Here is a 16,735-nt window from a genome sequence, read left to right as displayed (position 1 = left end):
CAGGTGTCAGGAGGAGACATGCCCGAGGCCCCCCAGAACCGCCAACCGGCGAGCCGTCCGCGCACCCGTCGCGGTCAGGACACGCGCAATGCGATCCTGCGCGCCGCCGAGGCCGTGATCGGCGACAGCGGTTTCGCCGCCGCCTCGATTGCCGATATCACCCGCAAGGCCGGCATCGCGCAGGGCACATTCTATATCTACTTCCAGTCCAAGGACGAGGTTTTCCGCGAGCTGGTGCTGGAGATGGGCAAGCTGACCCGCGCCTTCCTCGCCGATGCCGTGGCCGATGCGCCGGACCGCCTGACCGCCGAACGGCGTGGCCTGCGAGCCTTCCTCGGCTTCGTGTCCGAGCGTCCGACGCTCTATAACATCGTCATGGAGGCGCGCTTCGTCGCGCCCGATGCCTACCGGACCTATTACACCACCTTCGCGCGCGGCTATGCGCAGAACCTCGCCGCCGCAGTGAAAGAGGGCGAGATCCGCGAGGGCGATGCCGAGACCCGTGCCTGGGCGCTGATGGGCATGGCGATCACTCTGGGCGAGCGGTTCGCGATCTGGGAGGGCGAGGCCGATCTCGACGCCGTGGTGGCCGAGGTCTTCGACATGCTCGAACGCGGGTTGCGGCAATGAGCCTCGTCACCACCGATCGGGATGCCGGCGTCGTCACCCTGACCCTGCGCCGCGAGGCCCGCGCCAATGCCCTGACGCTGGAGGTGCTGGAGGATCTGAACGTCGCCCTCAAGGCGCTGGAGGCGCCGAAGGCAGTGATCCTGAAGGCCGCCGGGCGCAATTTCTCCACAGGGGGCGATGTCGGGCGGTTCGCGCGCGAGGTCGATGCCGGCAATGGCGCGCGTTATGCGACCCAGACCCTCGGCCTGCTGAACGAGGCGATCCTCGCCCTGTCGGCCTTGCCCTGCCCGGTCATCGCGCGGGTGCAGGGGGCGGTGACGGGCGGCGCGTTGGGCTTGGTTCTGGCCGCCGATCTGGTGGTGATGACGCCCGAGGCCTTCATCCAGCCGTGGTATGCGGTCGTCGGTTTCGCGCCCGATGGTGGCTGGACGCGGATGCTGGCCGACCGGATCGGTACGTCGCGGGTCCGGGCGCTCCATCTGCTGAATGGCCGGCTGGGCGCGGACGAGGCCTTCCGGCTGGGGCTGATCCAAGCGGTGAGCGATAGCCCGGATGCCGAGATCGCGGATTGGCTGCAGACCCTCGCACGCCATGATGCGGGCAGCCTTGGCGCGACGAAATCCTTGCTGGCCGAAGATCTGGCCGACAGCCTTGAAGCCGAGCGCGCGGCTTTTGTCACCCGCATCGACCTGCCCGAGGTGCGGGACGGCATGGCGCGCTTCCTGCGTCAATTGGAGGGCGTGTGACATGGGCCTGATCCCTGACCTCGCCGCCCGCCGCGCGCAGCTTTCGCCCGAAGCGCCAGCTTTCATCGACCATGAGACCGGCGCGGAATGGTCCTTCGCCCGCGTCGATGCCGCCGCCGCCCGGCTGGGTGCGGCGTTGCTGGCGCGCGTCCCGAGGGGGAGCCGCGTGGCGATCCTGTGCCACAACCGGCCCGAATTCTTCGTCGCCCTCTTTGCGTGCCAGAAGGCCGGCCTGATCCTCGCGCCGCTGAACTGGCGCCAGCCGGTGGCCGAGCTGCTGCCGGTCCTGCGCAGCGTCAACTGCGCGCTGGTCCTGCATGACGAGACCTTCGCCGAGCCCGCCGCCCAGCTGGGCCTGCCGGTCATGCCGCTGGACATCCCCGACGTGGCCCCTCTGCCCCCCGTGCAGATTGACGAAGATGCGCCGTGGTACGTCCTCTTCACCTCGGGCACGACGGGCACGCCCAAGGCGGTGATCCAGACCCCGCGCATGGTGGTCGCCAACGCGGTCAACATCGCGCAGGCGATGGGGCTGACGTCCGAGGACCAGACGGTCAACTTCCTGCCCCTGTTCCACACCGGCGGCATCAACCTCTTCACGATGCCGCTGTTCCTTTGGGGCGGCGTTTCCTTGGTGCTGCGCAAGTTTGACGCGCCCGCCCTTCTGGACCTGATCGCGCAGGGCCGCGTCACCCAGTTCTTCGGCGTCCCGGCGATCTATCAGGCGCTGATGGCGATGGACCTGTCGGGCGCGGACCTGTCCCAGCTCAGGGGCTGGGCCTGCGGCGGCGCCGCCCTTCCCGAAGCGACGATCCGCTTCTTCGCCGAGCGTGGCGCGGTGATCTGCAACGGCTTCGGCATGACCGAGACGGGGCCCACTGGCTTCCTCATCGACCGCGCGGCGGCGATCGCCAAGATCGGCTCAGTCGGCAAGCCGCAGATGATGACCGAAGCGCGGCTCGATGGCGTGCCCGATGGCGAGGCCGGTGCGGGCGAGTTGCTGCTGCGCGGCCCCACGGTGACGCCCGGATACCTCGACAACCCCACGGCCACCGAGGCGGCTTTCACCCCGGACGGCTGGCTCAAATCCGGCGATGTCGCGGCGCGGGACGCGGACGGCTATTACCGCATCATCGACCGCATCAAGGACATGTACATCTCGGGCGGCGAGAACGTGTACCCGGCCGAGGTCGAGAAGGTGCTGATCACCCATCCCGCCGTGCTGGAGGCCGCGGTGATCGGCGTGCCGGACGCGAAATGGGGCGAGACAGGTGTCGCCTTCCTCATGGCGCGCAACGGACAGATGCCTAAGGCCGAGACCCTGCTGCCGTGGCTGCGCGAGCGTCTCGCGGGCTACAAGTTACCCCGCGCCTTCCATGTCGTCGACGATTTCCCCCGCACCGCCGCCGGCAAGGTGCGCAAACCCGAACTCAGGAAGCTGCTGCCATGATCGAGCGGGACTGGACCCCGACCCAGGCCGAATTCGACGCCTTCGCGCGCGTCTCGGGTGATGACAATCCGATCCATGTGGATCCCGCTTTCAGCGCCCGCACGCGCTTTGGCCGCACGGTGAGCCACGGGATGCTGATCTACACCAAGCTCTGGGCGATGCTGCGCGAGGCCCATCCCGGCGCCAGTCACCAAGCGCAGGAGATGATGTTCCCCAACCCCGCCTATGCTGGCGAGGCGCTGCGGCTGCGCATTTCCGGCGCGCCCGAGGCGCTGGAGGTCACCGCGACCCGCGTGGCCGATGGCGCGGTCTGCCTGCAGGGCAAGGCGGTGCTGGCATGACGCTGGGAGATTTCGCCGAGACGACCCGCAGCTATTCCGTCGCCGACATGGAGGCCTTCGCGGCCCTCTCCGGTGGCGCTTTGCCGGATCATGTGCCCGAACCCCTGATCGCCGCGCTGTTCTCCTACCTTCTGGGAGTCGATCTGCCGGGTTTCGGGACGAACTACCTCAAGCAGAGCCTGACCTTCCACGCCGCGGCGCCGCTGGACCAGCCCCTGACGGCGCGGGTCGAGATCACGCGGCTGCGGCCAGAAAAGCATCTCGTCGATCTCGCCACGACGTGCCGCACGGCGGATGGCACCTTGGTCTGCGACGGTCGCGCCCTCGTTCTGGCGCGGGACGTCGGGGCCTGACAGCAGAAAGGGGGGCTGTCTGCCCCCCCTCGCCTTCGGCTCACCCCCCGAGGATATTTGGGGAGCAAAGATGCGCACAATTTGATTCAAGTTATTCAATGTGCGCGGCGCTGCCCTTTCACCTTGTCTCAAATACTCAAATGACGCTGGCAGCCCCGTAACGCCCTTCGGGCTTCACTCTGCCGGAAATACTCACTTCCTGCCCCCTCACGGAAGCCGGGCGAAATTGGCGATGGCGGCGGCGGTGCTGTCCGGGTCCTCGAGGTTCGGCGCATGGCCGCAGCCCTCCAGCACCCGTGCCTCGGCATGGCGCGCATGGTGGGCGATCCAGTCCCCGGTGGCGGGGCGATAGACCCGGCTCTCGGCACCATGCAGGGCGAGGAGCGGGGTCTCGATTCTGCCCAGCGCCGCTCGCAGATCGACGGCGACGAGCGATTCCCAGAAGCTGGCCATGGCGTCCGGGTCCTGCGCGCGGATGATCTTTTCCGCCGCGAGGCTGGACAATGCGCTGCCACCCTCGGGGCGCGCGAACATCTGCTGCGAGATGGCGCGGGCGGCCGAGGGCCAGTCCTGCCGGAAGCGCTGCCCGCCGCGCAGGGCCTTGCCCGAGCTTTGGCCGCGCATCGGGAAGTGCCAGCCGGGGGCGGGCAGGGGGCAGGGGGACATGTCCAAGGACACCATCCGCGCGACGCCCGTGCCGCCTTGGGCCAAGTACGACCAGCCGATCAGCGCGCCGAGGGACCAGCCGACCAGCGTCGCGCCCTCGATCCCGCGATCCGAGATCAAGTCCGACAGCTGCGCAACGCCGCCGGCGACCGTGGGCGCGTAGCCCTCGGTCTCGCCATGGCCGGGCAAGTCGGGGGCGAGGCAGGGGGCGTTCAGCAGCCGTGCCACCGGATCCCAGATCGCGCCGGTCATCGTCCAGCCATGCAGCAGGATCACCGGGGCGCCGGGATGCTTGGCGCCCCAGTCGTGCAGTTTCGTCTCCGTCACCGGGTGCCCCGCAATCTTCCGACGATGCCGGTGGGGAAGAAATAGACCGAGAGGATGAACAGCACGCCCAGCCAGAGAAGCCAGCGGTCGGGGCTGAGGAGGTCGGGGATCACCGGCAGGGCCGAGGTCGCCTCGGACAGCCCGCCCATCAACTCTTTCAAATAGTTCTGTGCCAGCACGAAGATCGCCGTGCCGACGACTGCGCCATACATCGTGCCCATGCCGCCGATCACGACCATCAGCAGGATGTCGAGCATGATCTCCATCCCCAGCGTCGTCGACGGGCCGACATAGCGCAGCCAGATGGCGAAGAGCGAGCCCGCCAGCGCCGCGATCATCGCCGAGAGGCAGGTGGCCATCGCGCGGTAGAAGACGACGCGGTAACCGATGGCCTCGGCCCGGAAGGCGTTCTCGCGGATCGCCTGCAGCACGCGGCCGAAGGGCGAGTTCACCAGCCGCAGCATAACGAGGAACAGCACGAGGCAGCCAGTGAAGACGAGGTAGTAGTTCAGCACCTTGCCGTTGACGCGGGTGCCGAAGACCTCGCCCAGACGGAAGGCCGGGGTCAGCTCGCGCGGGATGCGGATGTTCATGCCGTCCTCGCCGCCGGTGAATTGCGACAGCTGGCTGACCAGCACCGCGACGGCCGAGGCGATGGCCAGCGTGATCATGGCAAAGAAGATCGCCCGCACGCGCAGGGACAAAAGCGCGATCAAGAGCGCGACGATCCCCGCGACCACCATGCCGACCAGCGCGCCGAGGCCCATCGCGCCATAGCCCGTGCCCAGCCGATCGATGGCGATGGCAACGCCGTAGGCGCCCATGCCGAAGAACATCGTATGGGCGAAGCTGACGATCCCGCCATAGCCCAGAAGCAGGTCATAGGAGGCGACCAGCACGATGAAGATGCAGATCCGCGCGGCGGTCTCGAGGGACCGTGAGCCGGGGAAGAGGAAGGGGGCGAAGGCCAGGGCCAGCAGGATCACGGCCAGCAGCACCGAGAGGATCACGCTTTTCGGGCGGTCGCCGGAGAGGATGTTCATCATGTCACTTCGCCTTCACGACCGGGACCATGCCCATCGGCCGCCACATCAGGATCGCCACCATCAGCGCGATGTTCGAGATCAGCGCCAGTTTCGGCTCAAGGAAGGCGGCGTAGTTCTGCACCAGCCCGACGGTCAGCGCGCCGATGAAGCAGCCTTCGACCGAACCGAGGCCACCGATGATCACCACGATGAAGACGAGGATCATGATCTCGTTGCCCATATGGGCGGTGATGATCTCTTGGTAGAGCGCCCACATCACGCCGCCGAGGCCCGCCAGCGCGGAACCGGCGATGAAGACGCCGACGAAGACGCGGGTGATGTTGTAGCCCAAAGCCTGCACCATCTCGGGATTCTCGACCCCCGCGCGGACGATGAGGCCCACTTTCGTACGGCGCATCACGGTGCGCAGGGCGAGGAAGACGGCGAGGCCGACGACCACGGCGAGCAGGCGGTATTTCTCCAGCGCGGCACCGGCGAAGGTGATGGCGCCTTTCAGCGTCTCGGGCCGGGTGATGACGATCTCATGCCCGCCCCAGATCACATAGATCAGCTGCTCGGCGACGATCAGCCCGCCCATGGTGACGAGGATCTGCTTCAGATGGCTGCCATAGACCGGGCGGACGATGACGCGCTCGAAGGCCCAGCCCATGCCGCCGGTCACGACCATCGCGGCCAAGACGGCGCCGGCGATGGCGAGGAGGTTCAGCATCAGGGACGGCACGCCGGTCATCGCGCCCAAGGCCAGCAGGACCGAGGTGCCGACGAAGGCGCCGAAGGAAATGAAGGCGCCGTGGCCGAAGTTGATCACGTCCATCAGGCCGAAGACCAAGGTCATGCCCGAGGCGATGACGAAGATCATCATCCCCATGGCGAGGCCCGAGACGGTCAGCGTCAGCCAGCTTGAGCTGCTGTCGATGGTGAGAAAGCCAAAGACCATCAGCGCCGGGACCAGCAGCACCGGCATCCAGGGGCGCAGGCGCTCGGCCAGCGTCAGTTTCGCCATCGTCGGCGCGTGGGTGGGGGCGTGGGTCATCCGGCGCTCTCCATCTTCAGGCCCATCAGGCGTTCTTGCAGGTTGGTGTCGCTGGCCAGTTCGGCCATCGCGCCGCTCCAGATGATGCGGCCGTCATCCATCACCGCGACATGGTCGCCAAGCGCCTTGGCCAGCGAGAAATTCTGCTCGACCATCAGGATTGTCGCGCCGCGATTCTTCAGGTCCTTCAGCGCGCGGGCCAAGGTGGCCACGATCGCCGGGGCGAGGCCTTTGGAGGGCTCGTCGATCAGATACAGTTCACGATCCTCGACCACCGCGCGGGCGACAGAGAGCATCTGCTTCTGCCCGCCCGACAGCGTGCCGGCAGCAGATTTCCAGAAGGTCTTCAGCGCCGGGAAGGCGGCGAAGATCCAGTCCATCCGTTCCGGGATCGGCTGACCCGAGAGCGCGGCGAGGCGGAGATTCTCCTCGACCGTGAGGTCCGAGAAGATGCCCATGTCCTCAGGGACGAAGCCAATGCCGCGCCGGGCGATCTGCGCGGGGTTGAGGCCGTTGATATGGGCGCCGTCGAGCAGAATCTCGCCTTGATGCGGTTTCCACAGGCCCATGATCGTGCGCAGGGTCGTGGTCTTGCCCGCGCCGTTGCGCCCGAGAAGCATCGTCACCGCCCCGCGCGGCACATCGAGGTCGACGCCGTGCAGGATGTGGTACTGGGCAATGTCGGTCTTGACGCCTTTGAGTTGGAGGATCGGGTCAGACATCGGTGAGTTCCTTGCCCAGATAGGCCTCTTGCACGACCTCGGAGGCCATGACCTCGGCCGGTTTGCCATCCGCCACCAGCGCGCCGTTGTGCAAAACGATGATCCGGTCGGCGAGCGAGCGGATCACGTCCATCTTGTGCTCGACAAGCAACACGGTGGCCTCAGGGTCGGCCTTGATCATCGCGATGAGGTCGAGGATCACCGGCGCTTCCTCCACGGACATGCCGGCGGTGGGTTCGTCGAACATGAAGACCTTGGGTTTCAGTGCGATCATCGCCGCGACCTCCAGCTTGCGCTGGTCGCCATGGCTGAGCGCCGAGACAGTCTGGTCGGCGAGATGGGTGAGGCGGACCCGTTCGAGCACGGCCTCGGCCTCGGCAATGAGGTCGCGGTGACCCATCGCCATGGACCACAGGTTGAACCCCCGCCGCTCGCGCGCTTGCACGACGAGGCGGACATTCTCCAAGACCGTCAGGCGGGGGAAGAGGTTCGTCAGCTGGAACGCCCGGCCCAGCCCGGCCTCTGTGCGGGCCGAGGGCGCGAGGCCGGTGATGTCGCGGCCCATTAGCTCGACGCGGCCCGAGGTGGCGCGGATCTGGCCGGAGATCAGGTTGAAATAGGTGGTCTTGCCCGCGCCATTGGGGCCGACGATGGCCGTCAGCTCGCCGGGGGTGAAGGCGCAGCTCACGCGGTCCACGGCGACATGGCCGCCGAAGCGGACCGTCAGGTCGCGGGTCACGAGGGAGGGTTGCGGCATTTGGGGGTCCCTGCTTCGAGGCGTGGGTTCAAGGGTGTTCAGCGGCGGACGGGGGCCAGCCCCCGAACCCCCGGGATATTTAGAGAGTAAAGATGAGGGGGGCGCGGCGCCATTTCGGGGCCGGTGAGGAGGGGGCGCGGATGGAGCGCCCCCTCGGGATCAGCCGATCACTGGTTGCGGATCGGGATGTCCATCATGTCGGGCGTGATTTCCTGCACGAGATCCGGGATCGCCCAGTCGACGCCATCCTCGACGCGGATGCGGAAGTGGTACATCGACTGCATCGCCTGATGGTCTTCGGGGCGGAACCACATCTCGCCCTTCGGGGTCTGGAAATGCATACCTTCCATGGCGGCGATCAGCTCTTCCGTGTCGGTCGAGCCGCCGGTTGCGCGCAGGGCTTCCACCACGGCAATGCCCGAGGCCATGCCGCCGGCGGTGAAGAAGTCGGGCGGGGTGCCGTAGCGGGCCATGTGCTGTTCGACCAGCCAGTCGTTCACCGGGTTCTGCGGGATCTCATAGTAGTAATAGGTCGCGCCTTCCATGCCCGGGAAGTCACGATAGGCGGCCATGGCGGGCAGGATGTTGCCGCCGGTCGCCATCTGGATGCCGAAGCGCGAGGGGTCCATCGCCTGAATGCGGCCCATCGGGTTGCCGCCCCCGGCCCAGATCACGAAGAGGCGGCGGTCGCCTTCGTGTTCCTGCAGCGCGTTGAAGATGCGCTCGGCAGCGGCGGTGAAATCGGTGGTGTCGGTGGGGACGTATTCTTCATGCACCAGCTCGGCGGGCGTGCCGGCCAGCGCTTCGCGGAAGGCGGCGATGCCGTCGCGGCCGAAGGCATAGTCCTGCGCCAGCGTGGCGATCACAGCGCCTTCCTGACCCAGCGCGATGGCGTTCGAGATCGCGTCCTGCGACGAGTTGCGGCCGGTGCGGAAGATGTAGCGGTTCCAGTCCGAGCCGGTGATCGAATCCGCCACGGCGGGCTCGACGAGCAGGATGCGCTCGTATTCCTCGGCCACCGGCAGCATCGCCAGCGCCACGCCCGACGAGGTCGGACCAACGGCAATCGCCGCATCGTCGTCGCCGAAGGCCTGCGCCAGCAGGGCGCGGCCCAGATCGGGGCGCAGCTGGCTGTCGTATTCGGTGACCACGAGGTCATTGCCGTCGACCTGCATCGAGCCCTGGGTCGCGTATTCGATCCCCAGCATCAGCCCGATCTGGCTTTGCGCCGCATAGGCCTCAAGCGCGCCCGTCATGTCGTGAATATGGGCGATGCGGATCTCTTCCGCCATTGCCGGGGCCGTGGCCAGCGCACAGAGCGCGGCACTCAAAAGCAGTTTCATAGAATCCTCCCTGATCCCAAACATGATCAATGATTCATGTTTCACTAAGGGATGCCTGCGGGACCGATTCCTGTCAAGGAATGTTTGTCCTCACGCGGTGCCGGCGCGCCGATTTCCCCTGCAAAGGTTGAATATCGGGCAGAATCGACTACATCCCCGTGACGAAACCCGGAGGACACCCCCATGGACATCATTCGCGACATCGCCACCCCCAAGGTCACGATCCGCGAGTTTTCCCATGCCTGTCACTCTGTCTTCCCTGTCCTTCGCCACCCCTGAAGGCACCCCGCTTTTCACCGATCTCACGCTGGCCTTCGGGCCTGAGCGCACCGGCCTTGTCGGTCGTAACGGCACGGGCAAATCGACGCTGCTGGCGTTGATGGCCGGGCGCTTGCAGCCGTCTTCGGGGCGCGTGCAGGTCGACGGACGACTATCCGTCCTGCGCCAGAGCTTCGCACCCGGCGAGACCTTGGCCGATCTCTTCGATATCCGCGCGGCCTTGGCGCTGCTGGACCGGGCCGAGGCCGGCACGGCCAGTGCCGAGGAACTGGCCGATGCCGACTGGACCCTGCCGTCGCGGCTGGAGGCGGCTCTGGCGTCAGTCGGGCTGTCTTGCGCGCCGGAGACCCCGCTTGAGACGCTCAGCGGCGGGCAAGCGACCCGCGCGGCGCTGGCGGCGGTGATGTTCGACGCGCCGGACATGCTGCTGCTGGATGAGCCGACCAACAACCTTGATCGCGAGGGGCGGCAGGCGGTGATCGACCTGCTGGCCGCTTGGCCGCGCGGGGCGGTGGTGGTCAGCCATGACCGCGAGTTGCTGGAGGGGATGGATGCCATAGTCGAGCTGACCAGCCTCGGCGCGACGCGCTTTGGCGGTGGCTATTCCGCCTACCGGGCGCAAAAGGATGTGCAGCTGGCGGCCGCCGCGCATGACTTGGGCGCGGCGGAGCGGCAGCGCGACGAGGCGGCGAAGAAGGCGCAGCAGGCGGCCGAGCGGAAGGCGAAGAAGGATGCGGCGGGCAAGCGGTCGCGGGCCAAGGGCGGGCAGCCGAAGATGCTGATGGACAAGGCGCAGGAGCGGGCGGAGGGCTCGAAGGGCGCGGGCATCCGCTTGCGAGAGGCGCGGGCGGCTGAGGCCGAGGCGGGGCATGAGGCCGCGCGGGCGAAGGTGGAAGTGTTGCAGCCGATGCGGATGGACCTGCCCTCGACCGGCCTGCCACGCGAGAAGGTGGTGCTGCGGCTGGAGGGGGTGACGGGCGGTTATGGCGATGTGCCGGTGATCCGCGATGCCTCGTGGCAGCTGACGGGGCCGGAGAGGGTGGCGATCACCGGGCCGAACGGTTGCGGGAAGTCGACGCTGCTGGCGCTGGTGACCGGGGCCTTGGTGCCCATCGCGGGGCAGGTGCATCGCCCCGTGGCGATGGCGCTGCTGGACCAGTCGGTGAACTTGCTCGATCCAGACGAGACCCTGCGCGAGGCTTTCCTGCGACTCAATCCCGGTGCGGATGAGAACGGCGCGCGGGCGACGCTGGCCCGGTTCAAGTTCCGCGCCGACGAAGCCCTGCGCAAGGTCGGCAGCCTGAGTGGCGGGCAACGTCTGCGCGGCGGGCTGGCCTGTACGTTGGGCGGGCCGCAACCGCCGGGGTTGCTGATCCTCGACGAGCCGACGAACCATCTGGATCTGGATGCCATCGAGGCGCTGGAATCCGCTCTGGCGGGCTATGATGGCGCGTTGCTGGTGGTCAGCCACGATGCGCGGTTCCTTGACGCGCTGGGGCTGACGCGGCGGATCACTTTAGGGTCGTGACCTGCCCCGCCGGGGCCGCCGCTCTTGCGGCCCGGGCAGCGGCTGACCGCTGCCCTGCGTTGATCCCAATGACAAAGCGGCGTTAGTCCTTGACCCGCAGCGGCGCGCGGCTGCGATCATTGGCGGCCTCGGTCGCCTTCGAGGCCAGCGCGACGAAGGCGTCGCGCTCCTCGGGGGCCAGACCGCAGAGGATCTCATCCTGAAGGGCGGTGACCTCGGGCAGGACGCGGTCCAGCATTTCGGCCCCGGCGGCGGTCAGAACGAGGCTGCGCGAGCGGCGGTCGTTCTCGTTCACCGTGCGGGCCACCAGTGCCTTGGCCTGCAGTCGGTCCACCACCCCGCCGATCGTCACCCGGTCATGTGCAATGAAGCCCGCCAGCGTTGCCTGATCGATGCCGGGATTGTCCCGCAGCGAGACCAGCGCTGCGAATTGCACGGGTGTCAGATCCAACCCCAGAGCCTGCATTCGGTCCTGGAAAATCGAGACGGCAATCTGGTTGAGGCGCCGGATCAAATGGCCCGGCATGGTGTGGAACAGCGTCATGGCAAAAGCATATCCACGGGGAAGAATTTGACAAGCATACGCATCGTAAGCATACTACCTTTATCGATACGCAAGGGAGGTCGAGTCGAATGACCCAACTGGGGACGCTTGAGGAGCTGCCGCAGGACTATCGCGATGCCATGGCCGAGGCCGGTGTTGCGCCGCTGTGGCCGATGATGCGCAACGTGTTGCCGCACGGCAAACCCAACCCGCAGACCAAGCCCGGCTTCTGGAAATATGCCGACCTGCGCCCGCTGCTGCTGCGCGCCGGTGAACTCACGCCGGTGGAAAAGGCCGAGCGTCGTGTTCTGGTGCTGTCCGATCCGGGCCGCGGCAATGGGGCGATGCAGGCGACCTCGTCGATCTATCTCGGGATGCAGCTGCTGCTGCCAGGCGAGACTGCGCCTGCGCATGTGCACACCCCGTCGGCCACCCGGATCATCGTCGAGGGCAAGGGCGGCTTCACCGTCGTCGACGGCGAGCGCCTGCCGATGGAAGACGGCGATCTGGTGCTGACGCCGGGCGGCGACTGGCATGACCACGGCCACGAAGGCACCGAGCCGGTGATCTGGCTCGACGCGCTGGACCTGCCGGTGTTCGTCTATCTCGAAGGTTCCTACGCGACCGAAGGCCCGCTGCAAGCGCAGCGCAACCGGCCGGATGCTTCGCTGGTGGAATACCGTTCGGCCGGCCTCGTGCCCAGCCGCTCGCGCAGCCAGGCGCGCCGCTATCCGATGACCCGCTTCCCCTGGGCCCGAACCGAGGAAGCCCTTCGGGAAATCGCGAAATACGGCGACAACGGCATCGCCGAGGTCGATTACATCAACCCCGAGACCGGGCAGGACGTGCTGCCGGTGATGGGCTTCACCGCGATGATGCTGGCCAAGGGCCAGTCGGACAACCCGCCGATCCGCTCGTGTTCGTCGGCCTTCCATGTCGTGAAGGGCAGCGGTACCACTGTCATCGACGGCAAGGAGATCACCTGGGGTCCGAAGGACACCTTCACCGCGCCCCCCTTCGCCGTGATCGACCACAAAGCCGATGAGGAAAGCTTCCTCATCCGCGTCCACGATCGTCCGTTGCAGGACAAGCTGGGTTACTACGAGGAACGCGCCCGATGACCACCCTTTTCCCGACGCCCGAATTCCCCACCATCCCGGTGAAGGGCGAAACCGCGGGCTATCCCGTGACCCGCATCTTCTGCGTGGGCCGCAACTACGCCGCCCATGCCGCCGAGATGGGCGTCGAAGTGGACCGGGAAGCCCCGTTCTACTTCACCAAAAACCCGCTGCACACGCTGGCCTCGGGTGAGACCATCCCCTACCCGCCGGGCACCGAGAACTACCATTACGAAATGGAGCTGGCGCTGGTGATCGGCAAGCCGGTGTTCCGCGCCTCGAAGGACGAGGCCGCCGCGGCGATCTACGCCTATGGTTGTGCGCTGGACATGACGCGCCGTGACCTGCAATTGGTCGCCCGTGCCAAGCAGCGGCCCTGGGATCTGGGCAAGGATGTCGAGCAATCGGCCGTCTTCGCCGAGCTGACCAAGGCCGAGGAATTCGGGGCCGTCGGCGAGCAGCGCATCCATCTGGAAGTGAACGGCGAGACCAAGCAGGATTCCCAGCTGGCGCTGCTGATTCACAGCTGCGTGGACGTGGTGGCGGATCTGTCGAAGTTCTATCACCTGCAGCCGGGCGACGTGATCATGACCGGCACGCCGGAAGGCGTGGGCGCGGTTGTCGCGGGCGATTCCATCACCGGTGGCATCGACGGTCTGGCCCCGATCAGCCTGACCATCGGCGCGGCGGAATGATGCGGTTCCACGGCTATTTCCGGTCCTCGAGCAGCTACCGCTGCCGGATCGCCTTCAACCTGAAGGGGATCGAGTACGACTTCGTCTCGGTCCATCTGGTGAAGGGCGGCGGGCAGCAGAAGACGGCCGAGTACCGGGCCCTGAACCCGCAGGCGCTGGTTCCGGCGCTGGAGGTGGGCGGGCAGGTGCTGACCCAGTCGCCGGCGATCCTGGAGTGGCTGGAAGAGACCTATCCCGAGCCCCGGCTGCTGCCGGCGGATGCGATGGAACGGGCGGCGGTGCGGGCGTTCTGCAACGTCATCGCCTGCGAGATCCATCCGCTGCAGAACCTGCGCACGCTTCAGTACCTCGAAGCGAACTATGCGCAGGGGCTGGAGGGCAAGGAGGCCTGGTGTCAGCGCTGGATCGGCGATGGTCTGGCGGCGTGCGAGGCCCTGCTGGCCAAGCGCCCGGCGACTCGCTTCGCCTTTGGCGACGCGCCCGGCATGGCCGAGATCTACCTGATCCCGCAGATGTTCTCGGCGCAGCGTTTCAAGGTCGACACCTCGGCCATGCCGCGGCTGCGCGCCATTGCCGAGGCCTGTGCCGAACTGCCCGCCTTTGCCGATGCGCATCCGTCGAAACAGCCGGACGCCGAGTGATCGGCAGGGTGACCGATTGACGCGGTCACGATGACTTTGGGGCGGGCCGGACAGGCCCGTTTCCCCCTCCGAACCCAGCAACGCAATGCAGGAGTCATCAAGCAAGCAAGGGTTGTGCCGACAAAGGGTGACCGTACGGTCGATAAATTTCCCTTGCGGGAATCGTTTCCACGTGAAACCTTGCAGGCGCAACAAAAGGGATGAATCGGGACCGCAGACGGCCATAAAATTTGTTGGCAATATAATGCGGCCTGTGCCATCACTTGCAAGATAATGCCAGCTAATGTGTCTTTGGGAGGAGCAACACATGACCAAGCGGACCACTATTCTCGGCCTGATGGGCGCCGCTGCCGTGATGGCAGTGACCGCCGGAACGGCAAGCGCGCAGGAATTCACCCTGCGCATGCACCAGTTCCTGCCGGCGCAGGCCAACGTCCCGCGCGATGTGCTCGATGTCTGGGCTGACAACGTCGAGCGTGATTCCGGCGGCCGGATCGAGATCGAGCGTTACGCCTCGATGGCGCTGGGCGGCACCCCGCCCGAACTGATGGATCAGGTCATGGACGGCGTTGCCGACATCATCTGGACCGTGAACGGCTACACCCCCGGCCGCTTCCCGCAGACCGAAGTCTTCGAGCTGCCCTTCATGGTGGAAAATGCCCGTGCCGCCTCGTCGGCCCTGTGGCAGATGTACGAAGAGCGCATGCAGGACGATTTCGCCGGCGTGCACATGCTGGGCATGTGGGTCCACGGCCCCGGCATGTTCCACACCAACCGCCCGGTTGCGCATCCCTCGGACCTGCAGGGCATGAAGATCCGCGGCGGCTCGCGCGGCGTGAATGACCTGCTGGCGCTCGTCGGTGCCGAAGCGGTCGGCCTGCCCGTGTCGGGCGTGCCGGAAGCGCTGTCGCGCGGCGTGATCGACGGCACCACGATCCCGTGGGAAGTGACCACCGCCCTGCGCGTCGCCGAGCTGGTCGACAACCACACCGAGATCGAGGGCCCGGCGCTGTACGTGCTGACCTTCTCGTTCGCGATGAACCAGGATGTCTACGACTCGCTGCCCGAGGACCTGCAGCAGGTCATCGACCAGAACTCGGGTCTGGAATTCTCGATCTTCGCCGGCGGCACGCAGGCCGATGCGGACGGCCCGGCCCGTCAGGTCGCCGTGGATCGGGGCAACAACATCATCACCGTGTCGGAAGAGGACGCCCAGGAATGGCGCGACGTTGTCGAGCCGCTCTATGCGAACTGGGTCGCCGACATGGACAGCCGCGGTCTCGACGGTCAGGCGCTGATCGACGAAGCCCGTGCGCTGATGACGGAATACGAGGACTCGCACTGATTTCCGTGCGATCCGCGTAAGAACTGGGGCGTGGCGTCATGCCGCGCCCCTTGCATACCGGCTGACGCCGGAGCGGACATGAGGGAGGAAAGCATGTCGACTCGTCGGAATTTCATGGGGCTTGCCGTTGGTGGTGCCCTCGGGACCCTTGCCGCGCTGGGCGCGGGCTCGGCATTGGCGCAGGAAGTCACCCTGCGTTTGCATCAGTTCCTGCCTCCGCAGGCCAACGTTCCGCATCTGGTTCTCGATGTCTGGGCAGACCAGATCGAGGCTGAATCGAACGGCCGTATCGTCATCGAGCGTTACCCGGCCATGGCGCTGGGCGGCACTCCGCCCGAGCTGATGGATCAGGTCATCGACGGCATCGCCGACCTCGCCTGGACCGTGAACGGCTTCACGCCGGGCCGCTTCCCGCGCTCGGAAGTGTTCGAACTGCCGTTCTTCGTGCAGGACGCCCGCGCGGCCTCGGCCGCCTATTGGCAGATGTTCGAAGAGCATATGGCCGAGACCGATTATCAGGACGTCCACCTGATCGGTACCTGGGTGCACGGCCCCGGCGTGCTGCACACCAACCGCCCGGTCGAGCAGATCGCCGACATGCAGGGCCTGAAGCTGCGCACGCCGTCGCGCATGGTCGGCCAGCTGCTGGAGATCCTCGGCGCCGAGCCGATCGGTCTGCCGGTCACGATGATCCCGGAAAGCCTGTCGCGCGGCGTGATCGACGGCGCGGTGATCCCGTGGGAAGTGACCACCGCCCTGCGCGTGGCCGAGCTGGTGAACAACCACACCGAATTCGAGAACTCGTATCCCTACACCGTAACCTTCACGCTGGCGATGAACCGCGACGTCTATGAGGGCATGCCCGACGACCTGCGCGCCATCATCGACGCGCATTCGGGTCTGGACTTCTCGGTCTTCGCCGGCGGCACGCAGGCGGATTCGGATGGCCCGGCCCGTCAGCTGGCGGTCGAGCATGGCAACAACATCATCACCATCTCGGAAGACAACGTGATGGAATGGCGCCAGGCTGCGCAGCCCGTCTATGACGAATGGGTTGCCGACATGCTGGAGCAGGGCATCGACGGTCAAGCGCTGATCGACGAAGCCCGCGGCCTGATGGACGAGTACATCGCCTCGCACTGAGTCCTGCGGGAATGAACCCGCCGCCGCG

The 16,735-nt window shown here is 66.7% G+C and carries 18 protein-coding genes; 11 read left to right on the top strand and 7 right to left on the bottom strand.

Annotated features, from left to right (window positions below; all coding sequences use genetic code 11):
• Positions 1-18: 18 nt before the first annotated feature.
• The 5 genes from BCY78_RS09040 to BCY78_RS09020 are packed head-to-tail and all read left to right on the top strand — an operon-like array spanning position 19 to position 3,520.
• On the top strand, positions 19-630 hold the full coding sequence (locus BCY78_RS09040; RefSeq protein WP_068300537.1) for a TetR/AcrR family transcriptional regulator: 612 nt from the start codon (positions 19-21) through the stop codon (positions 628-630).
• Positions 627-1,376 (top strand): enoyl-CoA hydratase/isomerase family protein, encoded by a 750-nt coding sequence (locus BCY78_RS09035; RefSeq protein WP_068300535.1) that lies wholly within the window; start codon positions 627-629, stop codon positions 1,374-1,376. The genes BCY78_RS09040 and BCY78_RS09035 overlap by 4 nt, the downstream gene beginning before the upstream one ends.
• 1 nt (position 1,377) lies before the next feature.
• Positions 1,378-2,826, top strand: coding sequence for a class I adenylate-forming enzyme family protein (locus tag BCY78_RS09030; protein WP_068300534.1), 1,449 nt, complete (start codon positions 1,378-1,380; stop codon positions 2,824-2,826).
• On the top strand, positions 2,823-3,167 hold the full coding sequence (locus tag BCY78_RS09025; protein ID WP_068300532.1) for a MaoC family dehydratase: 345 nt from the start codon (positions 2,823-2,825) through the stop codon (positions 3,165-3,167). The genes BCY78_RS09030 and BCY78_RS09025 overlap by 4 nt, the downstream gene beginning before the upstream one ends.
• Complete coding sequence (locus tag BCY78_RS09020) at positions 3,164-3,520, top strand: phosphate acetyltransferase (protein ID WP_068300530.1); 357 nt, start codon at positions 3,164-3,166, stop codon at positions 3,518-3,520. Before BCY78_RS09025 ends, BCY78_RS09020 begins: the two co-directional genes overlap by 4 nt.
• A gap of 207 nt (positions 3,521-3,727) precedes the next feature.
• Here the strand turns inward: BCY78_RS09020 and BCY78_RS09015 are convergent, their stop codons facing one another.
• The 6 genes from BCY78_RS09015 to BCY78_RS08990 form a co-directional block, all read right to left on the bottom strand.
• On the bottom strand, positions 3,728-4,513 hold the full coding sequence (locus tag BCY78_RS09015; RefSeq protein ID WP_068300528.1) for an alpha/beta fold hydrolase: 786 nt from the start codon (positions 4,511-4,513) through the stop codon (positions 3,728-3,730).
• Positions 4,510-5,559, bottom strand: a complete 1,050-nt coding sequence (locus BCY78_RS09010) for a branched-chain amino acid ABC transporter permease (protein ID WP_068300526.1) — start codon at positions 5,557-5,559, stop codon at positions 4,510-4,512. Before BCY78_RS09010 ends, BCY78_RS09015 begins: the two co-directional genes overlap by 4 nt.
• Position 5,560: 1 nt before the next feature.
• A complete protein-coding gene (locus BCY78_RS09005) occupies positions 5,561-6,592 on the bottom strand; it encodes a branched-chain amino acid ABC transporter permease (protein WP_068300525.1) in 1,032 nt (343 codons plus the stop codon).
• The gene (locus BCY78_RS09000; protein WP_068300523.1) at positions 6,589-7,314 is read right to left on the bottom strand and encodes an ABC transporter ATP-binding protein; all 726 of its coding nucleotides are present in this window, start codon (positions 7,312-7,314) and stop codon (positions 6,589-6,591) included. Before BCY78_RS09000 ends, BCY78_RS09005 begins: the two co-directional genes overlap by 4 nt.
• Entirely contained in the window at positions 7,307-8,071 is a 765-nt protein-coding gene (locus tag BCY78_RS08995) for an ABC transporter ATP-binding protein (RefSeq protein WP_068300521.1), read from the bottom strand. The genes BCY78_RS09000 and BCY78_RS08995 overlap by 8 nt, the downstream gene beginning before the upstream one ends.
• A gap of 167 nt (positions 8,072-8,238) precedes the next feature.
• Positions 8,239-9,414 (bottom strand): substrate-binding domain-containing protein, encoded by a 1,176-nt coding sequence (locus BCY78_RS08990; RefSeq protein WP_068300519.1) that lies wholly within the window; start codon positions 9,412-9,414, stop codon positions 8,239-8,241.
• A gap of 238 nt (positions 9,415-9,652) precedes the next feature.
• Here BCY78_RS08990 and BCY78_RS08985 point away from each other — a divergent pair, with 238 nt between their 5' ends.
• Complete coding sequence (locus tag BCY78_RS08985; protein ID WP_068300517.1) at positions 9,653-11,221, top strand: ABC-F family ATP-binding cassette domain-containing protein; 1,569 nt, start codon at positions 9,653-9,655, stop codon at positions 11,219-11,221.
• Positions 11,222-11,303: 82 nt separating this feature from the next.
• Here BCY78_RS08985 and BCY78_RS08980 read toward each other — a convergent pair whose 3' ends face one another.
• A complete protein-coding gene (locus BCY78_RS08980) occupies positions 11,304-11,765 on the bottom strand; it encodes a MarR family winged helix-turn-helix transcriptional regulator (protein WP_068300515.1) in 462 nt (153 codons plus the stop codon).
• 89 nt (positions 11,766-11,854) lie between these two features.
• Between BCY78_RS08980 and BCY78_RS08975 the strand changes: the two genes are divergently transcribed.
• From BCY78_RS08975 to BCY78_RS08955, 5 genes are all read left to right on the top strand, one after another.
• Entirely contained in the window at positions 11,855-12,886 is a 1,032-nt protein-coding gene (locus BCY78_RS08975; protein ID WP_068300513.1) for a cupin domain-containing protein, read from the top strand.
• On the top strand, positions 12,883-13,578 hold the full coding sequence (locus tag BCY78_RS08970; RefSeq protein WP_068300512.1) for a fumarylacetoacetate hydrolase family protein: 696 nt from the start codon (positions 12,883-12,885) through the stop codon (positions 13,576-13,578). The genes BCY78_RS08975 and BCY78_RS08970 overlap by 4 nt, the downstream gene beginning before the upstream one ends.
• A complete protein-coding gene (gene maiA / locus BCY78_RS08965) occupies positions 13,575-14,219 on the top strand; it encodes a maleylacetoacetate isomerase (protein WP_233499374.1) in 645 nt (214 codons plus the stop codon). Before BCY78_RS08970 ends, maiA begins: the two co-directional genes overlap by 4 nt.
• Before the next feature lie 307 nt (positions 14,220-14,526).
• Positions 14,527-15,564 carry a TRAP transporter substrate-binding protein gene (locus BCY78_RS08960; protein ID WP_068300509.1) on the top strand — a complete coding sequence of 346 codons (1,038 nt, stop codon included), beginning with the start codon at positions 14,527-14,529 and terminating at the stop codon, positions 15,562-15,564.
• A 93-nt stretch (positions 15,565-15,657) separates the two neighbouring features.
• Positions 15,658-16,707 carry a TRAP transporter substrate-binding protein gene (locus tag BCY78_RS08955; protein WP_068300507.1) on the top strand — a complete coding sequence of 350 codons (1,050 nt, stop codon included), beginning with the start codon at positions 15,658-15,660 and terminating at the stop codon, positions 16,705-16,707.
• Positions 16,708-16,735 lie beyond the last annotated feature (28 nt).

Origin of the sequence: Pararhodobacter sp. CCB-MM2, assembly GCF_001691415.1 — a bacterium.
Lineage (GTDB): Bacteria > Pseudomonadota > Alphaproteobacteria > Rhodobacterales > Rhodobacteraceae > Pararhodobacter.
The sequence above is the reverse complement of the archived record's forward strand: the minus strand, read 5'-3'. Positions and strand labels throughout refer to the sequence as shown.

Bases quoted from the DNA above. Each gene is read 5' to 3' on its own strand.
- BCY78_RS09040 (WP_068300537.1), top strand. From the start codon at position 19: ATGCCCGAGGCCCCCCAGAACCGCCAACCGGCGAGCCGTCCGCGCACC.
- BCY78_RS09035 (WP_068300535.1), top strand. From the start codon at position 627: ATGAGCCTCGTCACCACCGATCGGGATGCCGGCGTCGTCACCCTGACC.
- BCY78_RS09030 (WP_068300534.1), top strand. From the start codon at position 1,378: ATGGGCCTGATCCCTGACCTCGCCGCCCGCCGCGCGCAGCTTTCGCCC.
- BCY78_RS09025 (WP_068300532.1), top strand. From the start codon at position 2,823: ATGATCGAGCGGGACTGGACCCCGACCCAGGCCGAATTCGACGCCTTC.
- BCY78_RS09020 (WP_068300530.1), top strand. From the start codon at position 3,164: ATGACGCTGGGAGATTTCGCCGAGACGACCCGCAGCTATTCCGTCGCC.
- BCY78_RS09010 (WP_068300526.1), bottom strand. From the start codon at position 5,559: ATGATGAACATCCTCTCCGGCGACCGCCCGAAAAGCGTGATCCTCTCG.
- BCY78_RS09005 (WP_068300525.1), bottom strand. From the start codon at position 6,592: ATGACCCACGCCCCCACCCACGCGCCGACGATGGCGAAACTGACGCTG.
- BCY78_RS09000 (WP_068300523.1), bottom strand. From the start codon at position 7,314: ATGTCTGACCCGATCCTCCAACTCAAAGGCGTCAAGACCGACATTGCC.
- BCY78_RS08995 (WP_068300521.1), bottom strand. From the start codon at position 8,071: ATGCCGCAACCCTCCCTCGTGACCCGCGACCTGACGGTCCGCTTCGGC.
- BCY78_RS08990 (WP_068300519.1), bottom strand. From the start codon at position 9,414: ATGAAACTGCTTTTGAGTGCCGCGCTCTGTGCGCTGGCCACGGCCCCG.
- BCY78_RS08985 (WP_068300517.1), top strand. From the start codon at position 9,653: ATGCCTGTCACTCTGTCTTCCCTGTCCTTCGCCACCCCTGAAGGCACC.
- BCY78_RS08980 (WP_068300515.1), bottom strand. From the start codon at position 11,765: ATGACGCTGTTCCACACCATGCCGGGCCATTTGATCCGGCGCCTCAAC.
- BCY78_RS08975 (WP_068300513.1), top strand. From the start codon at position 11,855: ATGACCCAACTGGGGACGCTTGAGGAGCTGCCGCAGGACTATCGCGAT.
- BCY78_RS08970 (WP_068300512.1), top strand. From the start codon at position 12,883: ATGACCACCCTTTTCCCGACGCCCGAATTCCCCACCATCCCGGTGAAG.
- maiA (WP_233499374.1), top strand. From the start codon at position 13,575: ATGATGCGGTTCCACGGCTATTTCCGGTCCTCGAGCAGCTACCGCTGC.
- BCY78_RS08960 (WP_068300509.1), top strand. From the start codon at position 14,527: ATGACCAAGCGGACCACTATTCTCGGCCTGATGGGCGCCGCTGCCGTG.
- BCY78_RS08955 (WP_068300507.1), top strand. From the start codon at position 15,658: ATGTCGACTCGTCGGAATTTCATGGGGCTTGCCGTTGGTGGTGCCCTC.